We start from the raw sequence: 14,356 nt of genomic DNA, 5'->3' as shown, positions 1-14,356 counted from the left end.
GCATGGAACCCACACTGACGCTGGCGTTGGCAGCGGCGCTGCTGATCTTCGGTATTTCGGCCGTCTTTGCCGCGCTCGGCCTCGGCGGCGGCATGCTCTACGTTCCGGTCCTCACCTGGCTGGGCCTGCCGTTGAAGACCGCCGCCATCCCGCTGGGCCTGTTGCTGAACGGACTCAATACCCTGCTGGCTTTTCTGCGCTACTGGCGGGAGGGGCTGGTGGATTTCCGCGGCGGCACGCCCGCCGCGGCCGCCGCGCTGGTGCTAGCGCCGCTGGGGGCCTGGAGCGCCCATCTGCTGCCGACTCGCGTGCTGCTAGGTTTGTTCGCCGTTGGTGTCCTGGTGGCGGCGCTGCGCAGCCTCACCGGTCCCGCTGCCGGCCCCCGGCGCAATTTGTCAGCCCGCAGCCGAATGCTGGTCGGTCTGGCGAGCGGCGGCCTCGCCGGATTTGTCGGCGGCATGCTGGGACTCGGGGGCGGTTTCATTATCGCGCCGGTCATGATGGAACTGGGCTATGAGCCGAAGGCGGCGGCGGCCACCACGGCCTACGTGGTGACCTTCTCCTCCTTCTCCGGTTTTCTGGGCCACGCCTTCGTCGGTCTGCCGGGCGGACAACTGCTGCTGCTGGTCGTGCTGGCCGTGGTGGCGGGCTCCCAACTGGGTGCCTGGTACATGGCGTGCCGCAGCAAACCCCAATGGGTGCGCGCAGCCTACGGTGTCGTGCTGCTTGGGGTTGCCGTGAAGCTGGGTTTCGACCTGCTGCGCTGAGGGCTGGCGCACAATCCACCGACCCGCTGCGGTGGCGGCGTGCTTCGGCGGAATGGCGCAAGGGTGAGCGGAAACAACGGGGCAACCGTCGCGTAATCCGAGTGCGGAACGCTCATCAATCATTCTCTTTACTCAACCTTTACTCAAGGAGGTCTATATGAACATGAACCGTCGCGCGTTTCTGCAATCCAGCTTGGCCACGAGCGGTGCGCTGGCGGCCAGCGGCTTTGCCCCCGGTGCCTTTTCCGCCCAGGGACTGCGCGAACCTGTCGCGGTCGAGGGCGCATTGACGTTGTATACCGAATTCCGCGTGATGCCGCCGCAGAATGCACAGGCGCTGTCCGCGATCGATGCGCTGGCCGACGAGCTGCGTGCCAGGCCGGGTTTTCTCGGCCTGGCGCTCAAGCAGATGAGCGGTGACTCGACGATGGTCAAGAATTATCCCGAGCGCTACAAGGGTGTCCTGGCGACGGCGTATCTGGACGGCGTGCAAGCCCACACCCAGCCGTATTTCTATGCTCTGTTCATCCGCTTCAACGACGCCGCTACGCTGCAGGCTTCCGGGACGGCGCAGGCCTTCGACGCCCGGGTGCTGCCGCACCTGACCATGCAGGGCGCGTCTTCGGCGACCCGGCCGATGGCGATCTATCGCGGCTTGTTCACCACGGTCGCTGCCGGTGACCGCCAAGGGGTTTACACGACTCCGGAGGCGATCCGCACCTTTCTGCGCCGTCCGGTGGATGCCCCTGAGCGCGAGACGGTGTCCGTCGAGAATCACGTCATGGTCGCAGACGCCGGCCATCTGACCCTCGAGTCCCAGGTCATGGCGTTGCTCAAGGTGGCGCAGGAGACCTATCAGCCGGCCGACGCGGTCGATGGCAACGGCCGGCCCGGTGCCCGTGACAACCGGCATTATCGCAAGGCCTTGAGCACCGAGATACTGCGCAATGTACACGCCGACGGCGACCTGCGTGCCTATCTCATGCATGGCGTGTGGGAATCGGTGTGGGATCATGAGAATTCCCATCTCGACCCGCGCTTCAAGGCGGCTGCCGCGCCGGTCGGAGCGGCCGTGGTGGTTGGCCCGGTCGAGCCGTTCTATATCACGCGCCGGCTGGTCAAGCAGGCTTGAGCGGCCGGACAACCACTGGGCGGACAGGACACCGTGCTTCACCAGCGCTCACGATGCCTGTCGTGCTGGCATACAGGGAGCCATGACTCGTGTGGCGCTGGTGGTCGGCGCCACATCGCTGCTGTTTCTGATGCTGCTTGGCGGTCTGGCCGCCTATACCGGTGGTGCCGACGTGCTCAAAGGTATTTGGCGCGTGACGTTCTGGGGCGTACTGGCGATGGCGATCACGGCCGGGGTGGGGCTGCTGTTCGGGGCGACGGGATGAGCCTGGCCGGTATCGCTTGTCCGTTAGTGAATTAGCCGGAGCGCCACAACACCAGGCAGTGCTCCAGCATTCCCGATCTGCGGGGTACGCCGCCCCTGGCCCGGACGGTGAGCAATGATCATGGGCTGTGACGACGTGAGTCGGCGCGTACGATTACTTAATCAACGAATATGAGGGGCTTATGCTGGAATACGAAATCACCGCCACACGTACCGATGCCCACGGCAGCATGGTGCACTGTAAGGACGCAGAGCTGGTCATCGATACCGATCTGAAGGGCAGGGCGGATGCCTTGAACCCCGCCGAATTGCTGCTGGCGGCCGTCGCCGCCTGCATTTTGAAAAACATGGAGCGCATCGCACCCATGATTCATTTCGATTACCGTGGCGTTAGTGTCAGGATACATGGCGTGCGCCAGGACACGCCGCCGAAGATGAGCCACATCGACTATATAATCGAAATCGACACCGACGAGAATGACCGCAGGCTGGAGCTGATGCACGAGAACATCCGCAAATACGGAACGGTCTATAACACGGTGGCGCCGGGCACGGAACTCAGCGGCACACTGCGCCGCGCAGGGGGGCGCGCGTGACGCACGGCGGGCATGATCACGCACCGCCCGGCAGCCGTCGCCTGTATTAGCCGTGGGCATCACCCTGGCCTATGCGGCGATCGAGGCCGGCGTGGGCTGGTGGAGGAATTCGCTGGCGCTGCTGAGCGACGCCGGGCAATCGAGGCGGGTGAAATACGCGGTCTGGGTCGGGGGGCCGAATTCCGGATCTTCCTCGCCGATCCCGCCCAGCACGACGCGGTAGCCATTGCGTCGGGCCACGCCCTGCGATCAGCGGCGAAACCGGGCGCGATCCCATTCGAATTCATGATCGGGCTCGTGAAACTCGTCGGGACCCAGGCCGAACAGCGGATTGCATTCCCGGTTGGACTGCTCTTTGGGTGAATTCCAGCCATGGGGCTGACATACAGATTGGCCGGAAAATACAGGCCTTCACGTGTATGTGGTGAATTTTTATGCAACTGTCAGGTTAATCAGAGGTTTCTTAAATCAGCGCCATTCGTGTTTGACCCCATTTCCCTCACTGAGGATAAGATGATGCGTATGTTCAGCCCACCACATCCCGGCGAGACGCTGCGCGAGGATGTTCTGCCGGCATTCGGCCTGACCGTGAAGGAGGCCGCCGAGCTGCTTGGGGTCAGCCGGGTGACCTTGTCGCGGGTATTGAATGGCCGAGCCGCGGTCTCCCCGGAGATGGCATTGCGGCTGGAAAAATGGTTGGGACCTGAGCACGGCGGGCGCGCCGAGGTGTGGCTCGGCCAGCAGATGAAATACGACCTGTGGCAGGCGCGGCAGCGAGATGCGGCGGCGTAGCTTCAAGTCGTGATCAAGTGCGTGCAAACAGCGCCGCCGGTGCCCGGGGAAGCACTGATGCATCGGCCCTTCCCCCGGGCGCTGGCGGCCCGTTAGCCCATCATGTCGTGGATGAGATTCTCGAACCAGCTGTGGGCGTAGGTGACCTCCCGGGCCAGGAACTGGGGCGCGGTGTCCATGGGCGTGAGGCCGCCCGCGCCCTCGATCCCCACGATCATGTTGCGTTCCTCGTCGAGACGGTAGACGCCGGCCACGGAGATGCCGTAATCCTCGCCTAGAATGCTGTAGCAGGTGTTGACGTAGGACGGGTCGGCAGGGATGGTCATGCCGTTGAGCCTGGCGATGATGGCCGCGATGCAGACCTTGGCCTGGGAATTGGCGGCATAGGCCGACTTGGGCATGTGGGCGGCATCGCTGGCATCACCGAGCACGTAGATGTCTGCATGGCGCGTGGACTCGAAGGTCTTCTTGTCCACCGGGCACCAGTCGCCGTCGACGAGATCGGCCTGGAAGGCGATCTGGCCCGCCTTCTGGGGCGGGATGATGTTGATGACGTCGGCCTTGAATTCATCCACCAGCCCTATGAGGGTGCCGGCCTTGGGGTCTACGGCTTCGACCTTGCCGCCGGCGGCGGCGGATACCCACTCGATCATGCTGTAGTTGGTGCCGTAGCCATAGAGGCGGCTCCAGCCCTGGATGAACAGGTCCTGCTTGGTGAAGGCATCCTTGTAGTCGAGGATCATGATCTTGGAGCGCGGCTTCTCGCGCTTGCAGTACATGGCGATCTGGGATGCCCGCTCGTAGGGGCCGGGAGGGCACTTGAAGGGGTTGGGTGGGGCCACGATGGCGACCACGCCGCCATCGGGCATGGCGCGTACCTGCCTGCGCAGGATCTCAGTCTGGGGGCCGCCGTACCAGGCGTGGGGAATGGTGTCGGCCACCTTCTCGGAATAGCCGTCGATGGCCTCCCACTTGAAGTCCACCCCGGGGGAGACGATGCAGGCATCGTAGGAGAAACGGTGCCCTCCTGCCGTGCGCACCTGTTTTTTGTCCGGCTCGATGGCGGTCACCCGGTCATTCACCACGGTCACCCCGTGTTTCGCCAGGCCGTCGTAACCGAAGGTGAGGGACTCCATGGTGCGCTCACCGCTGACATACTCGTTGCTGAGGAAACAGGAGTGGTATTTGGGCTCGGCCTCCACCAGGATGACCTTGATGCTCGGGTCCAGCTTGCGCAGGTATTTGGCTGCGGTACAGCCACCCACGCCGCCGCCCACCACGACGACCTGACGACCGGCCCCCAGCACCAGGGAGGGAAAACCCGCCGCGACGCCCGCGAGGGCCGCCGTACCGGTGATGCGAATGAAATCTCGGCGCTTGATGTTGCTCATGGGTTGCTCCTTTTCCTTCAGTTCTGGCTGCCATAGAAGTGAATCAGGGCCTCGACGCCGTCCTCGCCATACTCGGCGATCACGGAATGCAGCTTGCGCATCATCTTCTTGCGCACCGGCCGTTGGCCTGACAGGTAATCCTCGAGGGTGAAGGCGAGATAGGGCATCCACTGTCCGGCGAGGTAGCCGCCCCGTCCCGGTGATTGTCCGCCCCGCTGATGGCACTGATTGCAGCTTTCCATGTGGATGCGGGCGCCGAGCTTGGCCTCGATGGGATCGTGTTTCTGGGACCGGCGGACCAGTTCCTGGTCGGCGAAAAAGCGGGCCATGCCCCGGATCTCGGCATCGCTGTAGCCCTTGGCGATGCGGGTCATGATGGTGGAATGGCGTATTCCCCTGCGATAGTCGAGCATAGCATCGATGAACCGGTCCTCCTCCATCGCCGCGATGCTCGGGATGGAGGGCCCCACGCTGGAGCCGTCGACGCCATGACAACCGGCGCAGCTATGGGCGGTCATGCTGGCTCTGCTGATGTCAGGCTTGGTTGCGTCGGCCGCGCCGGCCGGCAGAGACGTGGTCGCCAGCAGCATCGCCGCCGCCCATAGGGTGGTGTTTCTCATGACGGATACCCTCCTGTCTTTCGCTGGTGGTTTAGCCCATGTGGTGCAGTCGTTCATGGGTCATCCTTTGGATTTCACTTCAATTCCGGAGCGGGTCGAGCCCGTTCATCTGGGACTGCCGGCGAGGCCGGTGGCCGCCGCCTGGCGGCATTCCGGGCACATCTCCAGCAGCTGTCGTCCTTTGCCCTGGAACATGGGGTGGTCCCGGACGTGCTCCATGCCGCGCATGACCAGGGCCCGGGAGGCGAACGGCCGCCCGCACGCGGCACAGGGATAGGGCTCGGAGGCCGCCTTAAGGGTGCGGCGGCCCGCCGCACCGCTCGCCAGGCAGCGACCGTCGAAATCGGCCAGCAGGGACAAGGCCTGCTCCGGACATGCATCGCTACACAGGCCGCACTGGATACAGGCGCCATCGTCCAGAACCAGCGCGCCCTGCTCGGCGCCGAGGGCGCGGGTGGGGCAGAGGACCGTACAGGCAAGGCACAGGGTGCAGCGCTCCACCGCCATCCCCAGGCGGCCGTAGGGCGCGCCAGCCGGCAGCCCGACGCTGCGGGCGGGTGTTGGGGCATGGTGGGCGAGATGACCGAGGGCGACCAGCAGGCGGTCACGTTTGCCGCCGGCCGAGCTCAGGGTGCTCACATCCAGGGACGGCCGCGGCGTCACGGTTGCACCCGCGCTCACCGGCGGGGTGTCGTCATCTTTATTCTGGAGATGAATAGTGTTCGGGTCGCAGCCGATGCCCTCCAGCAGGCAGCGTGCCGCTGCCACTTCGGTGGCGAGGGCCTGGCGGCTGGACAGGGGCAGATCGGCCGGTGTCATCACCACCACGCGGGCGGCACCGAGGGCGAGACTACCCAGCCACGTGTCGGCGCCGATAGCCGCGACGGCGGCGGTGGGCAGGGAGACCATGTCGCCCGCGGCCGCGGTAGGCGGGTGAGCGTCGGCATGGATCACCAGGGTGGGATGAACCGGGGCCGTGTCGAGGGCCCGCGCGATGGCCGCCAGGGTGGGGGCGGCGGCGCTACGCCGGTGGCTGACGGCGCCGGTGGGACACACCAGGGCACAGCCGCCGCAGCCCTGGCACAGGTAGGGGTCGATGGTGATTCGTCCCCCAGGAGAGTCAATGGCGCCGGCGGCACAGGCATCGAGACAGCGCCGGCAGCCCGTGCGGCCCTGGCGGGTGTGGGCACACAGCCCGGCGTCGAAATCGAAATAGCGTGGCTTGTGCACCGTGCCCTCGAGGCGGGCCAGCTGCTCCAGTCGTTCTACCGCCTCGGCCAGCGAGCCCGCGGATCGGACATAGCCCAGGGGGGGCACCTCGCGAGGATCCAGGGGTGGGTCGCCGAGATCCATCACCAGATCGAACAGACCGTCCCTGTTGGTGCTCAAGGGACCCAGGTCGAGTTCGCCGTCGGAGCCCTGCCCATAGGCACGAAACCGCCCCAGATGCCCTTCGATGCGGCTCACCCGCGCCCCGAGGGTCTTGAGAGCGGGCGGCCTGCCGAGGCCACCCAACCCCGGTGCCACGGCCACCGTGCGCAGCCCCGCCGGCAGCCGTGACAGCAGCGGCCTGACCGCCTCGGGGGGGCCGCACAGCAGCAGGCTGCCCCGGCACCGGTATTCCACCGTCGCCCCGTCGCCCTCATCCGTCCAATCCTCGGCATGAGCCACCGCGTGCATGTCAGGTTGCCTCCATGGGCGCGGCACCAGTGTTCATGGTCTCGCGCATGTCCGTGGCCAAGCCTGCGGTGAGACGCACGACGGCCGGGTAGAACGGGCTGCGGGCGGCACCGGCGATGGTGTCTGCATAGTCGGGCAGCCAGGTGAGGAGGTGATGGTCGAGGAATGCCCGCTGTTGCCGCAGCGCCTGCCGTGCGCCATCGTCATCGCCGGCATCCCAGGCCGCCATTTCGCGATGGCTCAGCAGGGACAGAAAACGCAATTCCGTGGCCAGGTGGTCGGGCGGCCCGTTGTCGCCGGCGAGGCCGTCGAGACCCGATGCGGCGTAGGACTTGGCCACCGCCATGGCCACATCGCCCATGGCGGTGGCGCCCCGGTAGAGGGACTCGTAGGGCGGCGGGGGGCCGTAGTGTTCGGCGATGCCGCGGAACAGCCGCGTGTATTCCGGCAGCAGGTCGTCCTCGGGCGCCGGGTTACCGGCGTCGATGCAGCGCCACAACGCGAGTTCGTCCGCACCTAGCGCCTCGCCGGCGCCCACGAAGGCGGAGCGCAGCTCCGCGATAAAGGCATTGTCCGGCCGGGTGTCGTAGAAGCGGGCCAGAAACCACCACCCCTTGGCCCGCTCGGCGGCGTCCGGGTTATGTCGGGATACCGTGCTCATCGCTCGCTGGCCGTGCGGTACCAGGGCTGGGCGATGCCGCCCTGCTTGTGACAGCCCAGGCACACCGCCCGGTCGGTTACCTCGGCGGTTTCGCCCTTTCCTGTGCCGGCGGCCTTGCGCTCGGCCTGGTCCCTGCCGAGTAGCAGGTAGTCCTTGGCATAGCGGGCGCCCACGTGACAACTCGAACACTCCATGTCGATCTCGTCCACGTGAATGACGTGGAAGCGGCCCTCTTCATCGTGCATGGAATAGCGCTTGCCGGTTTCGAGCTTGCCGCGGCGAATCATCTTGGCGTGTTCGGTCAGGCCCGGGTAGGCGTCGATGGCGGCCTGGCGCGAGTCTGCGGCCATGGCGGTTGCCGTGAGCAGCCCCAGGACCATCACCCCTGTCATAGTCGTTGCTATACGGCGCATCAGTAGTCTCCCCCTTCGAGTACGTAATAGACCTGCGGCCGGGTCCCGAACTCCTTCTTGAGCTGGGCCGCTTTTTTTCTGCCCACCCACTGGGCCGGTTTGCTGGTCGGGTCCTCGATGTCGCCGAAGACCCTGGCCTCCACCGGGCACACCAGATCGCAGCTCGGGGTGTATTGGGGCAGTTTGCCGATGAGATGGGCCTCGTCGTTGGCGATGGCCTCCTCGAGCTTGTGCCAGCAGAAGGTGCATTTCTCCATCACGTTTGCCTGCTTGCGATGCAATGGATGACGGTCGGCATCGGCGCGGGCCTCGGGTGGTGTCTTGCCGCCTTCGGGGTAGAGGGTGGCCACCTCCTCGTTGAACTGGGGCACCCCGTAGGGGCAGACGACCTTGCAGTACTGGCAGCCGATGCAGCGGTCATAGTCGATGAGTACGACGCCGTACTCGTTCTTGGTGATGGCGCGGGCACCCACGCTGTCGCAGGCGGCCTGACAGGGTGGGTCTTCGCAGTGCATGCAGTTCATGGTGACGAAGCTGCGTCCCACGTTGGGATAGGCTCCCGTCTCCCATTCCATCATCACGTTCCAGGGGGAGTCCGGCGTAAGGTAGTTCTCCATATGACAGGCCACCAGGCAGGAACGGCAGCCCATGCAGCGTTGGGTATCGATGACTCTTACGAATTTCGCCATGGTGTCTTTCTCCTAACCTCAGGCCTTGACGACCTTGCACTTGGTGTCGTTGAAGGAATTCATGCCGCTGACCACGTCGGGGTGGAGTTCCAGGGCCTGGTTGATCCACGTGCCCTTCTTGGCATGGTCGGGGAAGTTCGGGCTGATATGGCCATAGTGGTAGGACACGCCCACCACATCGGGACGGATACCCTGGGTGATCCGTACCTTGCCGGAGGCGCTGCCCACCCGGGTCTCGATGCGCGCCTGCTCGCCATCCATCAGGCCCAGCTCCGTCGCCAGCACCGGGTTCATGAGGATGGCGTTCTCGTCGCTATCCCCGAGGGCGTTGAGGATGGGGTTGAGGGCGGTGTTGCCCATCTGGTTGCGATACATGCGCTTGAAGGTCATGAGGTAGATGGGATAGTCGTCCGCCTCCCGGTGGGGCGTGGGGGCGGCGTGGGCCTTGAGGGGAATCGGAGACAGGGCAATGCGGTACTTGTCGAGGTCGAGGTTCTTGATCTTTTCGTCATTGACGGTGTCCTTGACCTTGGCGTACGAGCTCACCAGTTGGTCGGCATAGAGCTTCATCTTGGGTCTGCCCGGCCCCTTGAACTGTTTCTCGACACCGTCCAGATAACGATGTCGGGCGTCGACGTGCTTGCCCGTGAAGCCATGCTCGATGGCATAGTCGAAGGGCTTGCCCGTGGCCTCCTTCCACAACAGGGCCACCGCCTCCTTGGGGGTATAGTCGCGTCCCTTCTGCATGGGGTTCTTCTTGAGCTTGAAGTTGTCGTTGATGTTCTCTACGTAGGCATCGGTGAATTTCAGGCGCTTGGCCAGTTCCCACATGATCCCCCAGGTATCCAGCGGGATGTTGTAGGCGTTCACCAGGGGCTGGCGAATGGCCGTGTGCTTGCTGTCGGGGGTCCAGCGGGTGGGGGCGAAGTGCCATGATTCCAGGTAGGACAGGTCCGGCAGGACGATGTCCGCGAGGCTGGCGGTCTCGGTGAGTACCAGGTCGATGACCACGTTCCAGGTCTTGGCATAACCCTCGAACTGCTTGAGGGCATCCGCGGTGGACATGACCCGGTTGGTGGCATAGAAGATCTGCATCTCCGGCACGTAGGGCAGGCCGTAGGCCTTGGGGTCCAGAAGGGTGTGGGCCACCTGCTGGCACACGTTATGGGTGGCGTGGGGGAAGTAGACGCTCTCCTGGAGGTCGACCCGAGTCGGCGGGTACTCGCACTTGGAGGCCTCAAAGTACTTGGGTTCCTTGTAGACCCCGTGCAGATGCAGGCCACCCACCGCATCCTGGGCGCCCACCAGCATCATCACGATCTGGGCGGCGCGCCAGTTCTGGGTGCCGAACTCCTTGGCGGCCAAGCCGCGGAAGGAGTGCACCGCCACCGGCCGGTAACGCACCCGGTGGCCGTCCACCAGCACGGTGGCGCCGATCATGGCCGTCTTGCCGAAGTGCAGGGCGAGTTCCCTGATGGTCTCCGCGGGGACGCCGGTGATGGCCTCCGCGTGCTCTGGAGTGACCTCCTTGAGGCTGTCGGCCAGCACCTGGAAGGCGGTGCGGGCCGGCTTGCCGGCGACCTCGTAGGTGCCCGCGAGGGCGGGTTTGACACCCTCGGTGTAGGGCCTGGCGCTGCCGGAGGCCTCGTCCCAGACCAGCGGTTCACCCTCGGCGCTCTGCAGGATGAGGCCATCCTCTCCCACCAGTTGGGGCGCGTTGGTGGTGGTGACCAGGAACTCCTCGTCGACGTAGCCGTTGTCGATGAGTACTCCGGCCATGGCGAGCAGCATCGCCACGTCGGTACCGGGGCGAATGGGTAGCCAGCGGTCCGCCTTGGCGCTGGTGTTGGAGAACCGCGGCTCGATGGAGACCAGTTCGAGGCCCCGTTCCTTGGCGTCGGTCACCGCGTGGTCCAGCCAGCGGGCCCACTGCTCGGCCTCGAAGTAGTTGGCACCGAAGTTCAGCAGCAGCTTGGTGTGTTCCACGTCCGGCAGGAAGTTGTGGTAGCCCCAGGTGAGTTCGTCGGCCACGTGGCGGGCGGCCTCACAGGTGGTGGTGCGATGCACGACGTTCGGGGTGCCGAAGGCCTTGGCCCACGCCTTGGGAAACTTGTCCTGCATGAGATACTTGCCGTGGCCGTGGTGCCATACGAGTTTGCGCGGGTCGTCGGCCCTGATCTTTTCCAGACGCCCGGCGATCTCATTCAGTGCCTCCTGCCAGGAGATCTCCACCCAGCCCGGGTCCTCGTGGGGGCCTTTCTTCGGATTGGTGCGCTTGAGGGGGGCCTTGATGCGGTAGGGGTTATAGGTGTTGAACGGGCCCGCGCCACCCTTGGGGCAGATGCCCTTGTTGTAGTATTCGGCGATGTCGGGGTTTGGATAGACCACCCGCATCACGCCATCTTCCATCTTGATGCGCTGGCCGCAGAAGTTAACGCAATGCACGCAGATGGTGTTGACGTACTTGATACCGCCTGCGCCGTCGCCGGTCGAGGCCGCCTTGGCCGCGGCATTGGCGATGGCCGGAAGCTGCACACTGGCGCCGGCTACACCCAGCAAAGCACCGCTGCCTTTCAGAAAGCTTCGTCGGGATATATACATGGCGGGATCACTCCTCCTTAATCTGAGTAATGGACGGCGCGATTTAACGTGTGTAAAAGCGACATCACTTCATCTTCGGAGACGCCGAGACAAGGGTCGTTTCCGGGGCTCGGCCATTCACTTACAACTATCGTGCCTAATGCCTCGAAGGGCGCCCGGGATGGGCCCCAACGCAGCGGATGCGTGGGCGGAGAACGGTTCCAGACCCGCCCGCGGGACATGCAGACACGAACACAAGGTCAGGAAGGAGTTACCGTTGGGTAATATGGCGGCGAATTGCGGCGGGCAGGAGGTAACCGATTGGTAACCATGGCTGGCATGCAGGGATCGTGGGATCGAGACGGGAAGGGCGGTGGCTCACCCATCGTCGTCCGGTGGGCCGCGTGGATGGTGCTGGCCCTGATGCTGTTCTCACCCCTGTCCCTGGCCGCGGACGACGGCGGCGATCCGGCGGTGTTCAACTTCGGGATCACGCCGGTGTTCCTGGTGGATCAGGCGGCCTTCCTGGAAGGCTGGAAAGAGTATCTGTCCGCCCGCCTTGACCGCCCCGTGCGCTTCGTGCGGCGCAAGAGTTACGCCGAGATCTCCGACATGTTGCTGTCAGGGCAGCTGGATGCGGCGTGGCTGTGTACCTTCCCCTACGTGTTCAACCGCGCCAGCCTGCGACTGGTGGCCATCCCCGAGTTTCAGGGTGAACCCTATTACCGTTCCTATCTCATCGTGCCGGCACGCGACCAGACGAGCCGCGGCTACGGGGATCTCGAAGGGGCGGTGTTCGCCTACGTGGAGCCCCGCTCGAATACCGGCTATCTCTATCCGCGCTTCGTGATCACGGGTCTGGGACGGGAGCCCCAGGAGTTCTTTCGCCAGACCTTTTTCACATGGTCCCATCCGGAGGTGGTCACGGCGGTGGCGGAGGGCGTCGCCGATGCCGGGGCGGTGGATGGTTACATCTGGGAGGTGATGGCGCGGCGCGATCCGCAACTGACGGCCCGCACCCGCGTGGTGGAGCGGTCGATACAGTTCGGGTTTCCACCCGTGGTGGCGGGGGTTTTCCTGGATGACGATGTCATGCTGGACCTGCGATCCATCCTCATGAACATGCATCGGGACCCGGCAGGCCAGGCCCTGCTGGACGTGTTGTATCTGGATCGCTTCGTCGAACCAAGAGAGGATATCTACGACAACATCCCGGCGATGATGGAACGGGTGCTCCAGATCAGCAAATGAAAGGGATGCATGGGCTCAGTTTCAGCCACCGGGTCCCGATCCAGGTGGCCGCCATCGCCCTGGGGCTGGGAGTCGCCATCGCCGCCACGGTGATGTGGCACGACTACCGCGTGCTGCGCGCCGACGCCGCCCACACCGGGACCCAGATGGGGCATCTGCTGGCTCGCGCGGTGGCCCATGAACTCGCCGTGGAGGATACCTGGCAGGCCTACCGGACCCTGCGCTCGGCCTTTGCGGTGGATCGGGAAAGCTGGCTGATGCCCGCCTTTGCGGTGGTGGTGGATGCCGCGGGCACCACGCTCATTGCATCGGATGCGCAACGCTTTCCCCTTGCCCGCCCGGCGGTGTCCCTGGGTGGCGCCCTGGCCACCGTGCGCCGCCTGGCGCCCACCCTGCCCGTGGGCGGCATCACCCATCGTGACGGCGAACAATGGTACCGGCTGGTGCCGGTCCTCGACGGTGACCGGCGCCTGGGCACCCTGGTATTGGGGGCTTCCGAAGGCCGGCTGATGCCGCGTTTCTATCAGTCCTCCCTCCAGGTGCTGGTGGCTACGGTGGCGAGCCTCGTCTTCATCGTGCCCCTGGGGTGGTGGCTGGGGTGGCGCATCGCCCGTCCCCTGCGGGAGCTCGAGGACTGCGTGGCCCGTCTCGGCGACGCGGACGAGACCCCGCCGGCCTGCCCGGTCGAGCGGTGCCATGGTGACGGTGAGATAGGACGCCTGCGCGCCCGAATCGAGTCGGTGGCAATCGCCCTGGCAGAGAAGCGCAGCCTGGAACGCCAGGTGGTCCGCAACGAGCGCCAGGCCGCGCTTGGCCGTCTGGCGGCCGGCGTCGCCCACGAGATCAACAATCCACTGGGTGGCATGTTAACTGCCCTGGCCACCCTCAAGCGCCACGGCGATGACCCCGCGGTGGCGCGTCGCACCGTGGATCTCCTGGAACGCGGTCTGGAGCAGATCCGCCATATCGTGGCGGCATTACTGGTGGAGGTGCGCTCCGAAACCCGCCATCTCACGCCCCGGGACATGGAGGATGTTCGCGATCTGGTGGCCCCGCGGGCGCGGGACAAGGAACTGGAACTGGCGTGGGAAAATACCCTCGGTGCCACGGTGCCGGTTCCCGGCGGACCGATCCGTCAGGTGATGTTGAATCTGCTCATCAACGCCATCCAGGCGACGCCGACAGGCGGCGCCGTGCGCGTGTCTGTGACCGGCAGTGGGGATGGCCTGAGGCTGCAGGTGGCCAACACGGGCCCGCCGATCCCGGAATATCGGCTCGAACGCCTGTTCGAGCCGTTCACGGAGAGTCAATGGGACGGTAACGGACTCGGCCTGTGGATTACCCACGGCATAGTCACCCGACTCCACGGTCGCATCCAGGTGGAGAGCGGTCCGGTAGAGACCGTCTTTCAGGTCTGGATCCCCGTCGGTATGGAGGTGCCCGATGAGCCGGGAGCGCAGGCAGCGATGGCCCCCTGAAGAGATGGGCCAGGGGTTGCGGGTGTCTGCTGTACGCAATCA

Annotated in this window: 14 protein-coding genes and 1 pseudogene; 7 read left to right on the top strand and 8 right to left on the bottom strand. The window is 65.1% G+C overall.

Annotated features, from left to right (window positions below; translation table 11 throughout):
- Positions 1–2 precede the first annotated feature (2 nt).
- The 4 genes and pseudogenes from U5S82_24655 to U5S82_24640 all read left to right on the top strand — a co-directional run bounded on the left by U5S82_24655 (position 3) and on the right by U5S82_24640 (position 2,759).
- Positions 3–767: a sulfite exporter TauE/SafE family protein gene (locus U5S82_24655; GenBank protein MDZ7754753.1), complete on the top strand. Its 765-nt coding sequence runs from the start codon at positions 3–5 to the stop codon at positions 765–767.
- A 157-nt stretch (positions 768–924) separates the two neighbouring features.
- Complete coding sequence (locus U5S82_24650) at positions 925–1,899, top strand: hypothetical protein (GenBank protein ID MDZ7754752.1); 975 nt, start codon at positions 925–927, stop codon at positions 1,897–1,899.
- Between the two features lie 112 nt (positions 1,900–2,011).
- Positions 2,012–2,164, top strand: a pseudogene (locus U5S82_24645) (VIT family protein).
- A gap of 181 nt (positions 2,165–2,345) precedes the next feature.
- Positions 2,346–2,759, top strand: coding sequence for an OsmC family protein (locus U5S82_24640; protein ID MDZ7754751.1), 414 nt, complete (start codon positions 2,346–2,348; stop codon positions 2,757–2,759).
- Between the two features lie 69 nt (positions 2,760–2,828).
- On the opposite strand, the gene U5S82_24635 is transcribed toward U5S82_24640, so the two are convergent.
- Complete coding sequence (locus U5S82_24635) at positions 2,829–2,999, bottom strand: hypothetical protein (GenBank protein MDZ7754750.1); 171 nt, start codon at positions 2,997–2,999, stop codon at positions 2,829–2,831.
- 273 nt (positions 3,000–3,272) lie between these two features.
- Between U5S82_24635 and U5S82_24630 the strand changes: the two genes are divergently transcribed.
- On the top strand, positions 3,273–3,551 hold the full coding sequence (locus tag U5S82_24630) for a HigA family addiction module antitoxin (protein MDZ7754749.1): 279 nt from the start codon (positions 3,273–3,275) through the stop codon (positions 3,549–3,551).
- A gap of 92 nt (positions 3,552–3,643) precedes the next feature.
- On the opposite strand, the gene U5S82_24625 is transcribed toward U5S82_24630, so the two are convergent.
- The 7 genes from U5S82_24625 to U5S82_24595 form a co-directional block, all read right to left on the bottom strand.
- Positions 3,644–4,942 carry an FCSD flavin-binding domain-containing protein gene (locus tag U5S82_24625; protein MDZ7754748.1) on the bottom strand — a complete coding sequence of 433 codons (1,299 nt, stop codon included), beginning with the start codon at positions 4,940–4,942 and terminating at the stop codon, positions 3,644–3,646.
- 17 nt (positions 4,943–4,959) lie between these two features.
- Entirely contained in the window at positions 4,960–5,562 is a 603-nt protein-coding gene (locus tag U5S82_24620; protein ID MDZ7754747.1) for a c-type cytochrome, read from the bottom strand.
- Between the two features lie 105 nt (positions 5,563–5,667).
- Positions 5,668–7,242: a 4Fe-4S binding protein gene (locus U5S82_24615; protein MDZ7754746.1), complete on the bottom strand. Its 1,575-nt coding sequence runs from the start codon at positions 7,240–7,242 to the stop codon at positions 5,668–5,670.
- Between the two features lies 1 nt (position 7,243).
- The gene (locus U5S82_24610) at positions 7,244–7,903 is read right to left on the bottom strand and encodes a molecular chaperone TorD family protein (GenBank protein ID MDZ7754745.1); all 660 of its coding nucleotides are present in this window, start codon (positions 7,901–7,903) and stop codon (positions 7,244–7,246) included.
- Positions 7,900–8,316 carry a hypothetical protein gene (locus tag U5S82_24605; protein MDZ7754744.1) on the bottom strand — a complete coding sequence of 139 codons (417 nt, stop codon included), beginning with the start codon at positions 8,314–8,316 and terminating at the stop codon, positions 7,900–7,902. The genes U5S82_24610 and U5S82_24605 overlap by 4 nt, the downstream gene beginning before the upstream one ends.
- Positions 8,316–9,005, bottom strand: a complete 690-nt coding sequence (locus tag U5S82_24600; GenBank protein ID MDZ7754743.1) for a 4Fe-4S dicluster domain-containing protein — start codon at positions 9,003–9,005, stop codon at positions 8,316–8,318. Before U5S82_24600 ends, U5S82_24605 begins: the two co-directional genes overlap by 1 nt.
- An 18-nt stretch (positions 9,006–9,023) precedes the next feature.
- On the bottom strand, positions 9,024–11,606 hold the full coding sequence (locus U5S82_24595; protein ID MDZ7754742.1) for a molybdopterin-dependent oxidoreductase: 2,583 nt from the start codon (positions 11,604–11,606) through the stop codon (positions 9,024–9,026).
- Between the two features lie 387 nt (positions 11,607–11,993).
- On the opposite strand from U5S82_24595, the gene U5S82_24590 reads away from it, so the two are divergent.
- Positions 11,994–12,836, top strand: coding sequence for a PhnD/SsuA/transferrin family substrate-binding protein (locus U5S82_24590; GenBank protein MDZ7754741.1), 843 nt, complete (start codon positions 11,994–11,996; stop codon positions 12,834–12,836).
- Positions 12,833–14,314 carry a HAMP domain-containing sensor histidine kinase gene (locus tag U5S82_24585; GenBank protein ID MDZ7754740.1) on the top strand — a complete coding sequence of 494 codons (1,482 nt, stop codon included), beginning with the start codon at positions 12,833–12,835 and terminating at the stop codon, positions 14,312–14,314. The genes U5S82_24590 and U5S82_24585 overlap by 4 nt, the downstream gene beginning before the upstream one ends.
- The last annotated feature ends 42 nt before the right edge of the window (positions 14,315–14,356 follow it).

The sequence above is a fragment of the Gammaproteobacteria bacterium genome, from assembly GCA_034522055.1.
In the GTDB taxonomy this organism is placed as follows: domain Bacteria; phylum Pseudomonadota; class Gammaproteobacteria; order JAABTG01; family JAABTG01; genus JAABTG01.
This window is presented reverse-complemented; position numbering and strand designations above follow the sequence as displayed.

Bases quoted from the DNA above. Each gene is read 5' to 3' on its own strand.
- U5S82_24655 (MDZ7754753.1), top strand. From the start codon at position 3: ATGGAACCCACACTGACGCTGGCGTTGGCAGCGGCGCTGCTGATCTTC.
- U5S82_24650 (MDZ7754752.1), top strand. From the start codon at position 925: ATGAACATGAACCGTCGCGCGTTTCTGCAATCCAGCTTGGCCACGAGC.
- U5S82_24640 (MDZ7754751.1), top strand. From the start codon at position 2,346: ATGCTGGAATACGAAATCACCGCCACACGTACCGATGCCCACGGCAGC.
- U5S82_24630 (MDZ7754749.1), top strand. From the start codon at position 3,273: ATGATGCGTATGTTCAGCCCACCACATCCCGGCGAGACGCTGCGCGAG.
- U5S82_24625 (MDZ7754748.1), bottom strand. From the start codon at position 4,942: ATGAGCAACATCAAGCGCCGAGATTTCATTCGCATCACCGGTACGGCG.
- U5S82_24620 (MDZ7754747.1), bottom strand. From the start codon at position 5,562: ATGAGAAACACCACCCTATGGGCGGCGGCGATGCTGCTGGCGACCACG.
- U5S82_24615 (MDZ7754746.1), bottom strand. From the start codon at position 7,242: ATGCACGCGGTGGCTCATGCCGAGGATTGGACGGATGAGGGCGACGGG.
- U5S82_24610 (MDZ7754745.1), bottom strand. From the start codon at position 7,903: ATGAGCACGGTATCCCGACATAACCCGGACGCCGCCGAGCGGGCCAAG.
- U5S82_24605 (MDZ7754744.1), bottom strand. From the start codon at position 8,316: ATGCGCCGTATAGCAACGACTATGACAGGGGTGATGGTCCTGGGGCTG.
- U5S82_24600 (MDZ7754743.1), bottom strand. From the start codon at position 9,005: ATGGCGAAATTCGTAAGAGTCATCGATACCCAACGCTGCATGGGCTGC.
- U5S82_24595 (MDZ7754742.1), bottom strand. From the start codon at position 11,606: ATGTATATATCCCGACGAAGCTTTCTGAAAGGCAGCGGTGCTTTGCTG.
- U5S82_24590 (MDZ7754741.1), top strand. From the start codon at position 11,994: ATGGTGCTGGCCCTGATGCTGTTCTCACCCCTGTCCCTGGCCGCGGAC.
- U5S82_24585 (MDZ7754740.1), top strand. From the start codon at position 12,833: ATGAAAGGGATGCATGGGCTCAGTTTCAGCCACCGGGTCCCGATCCAG.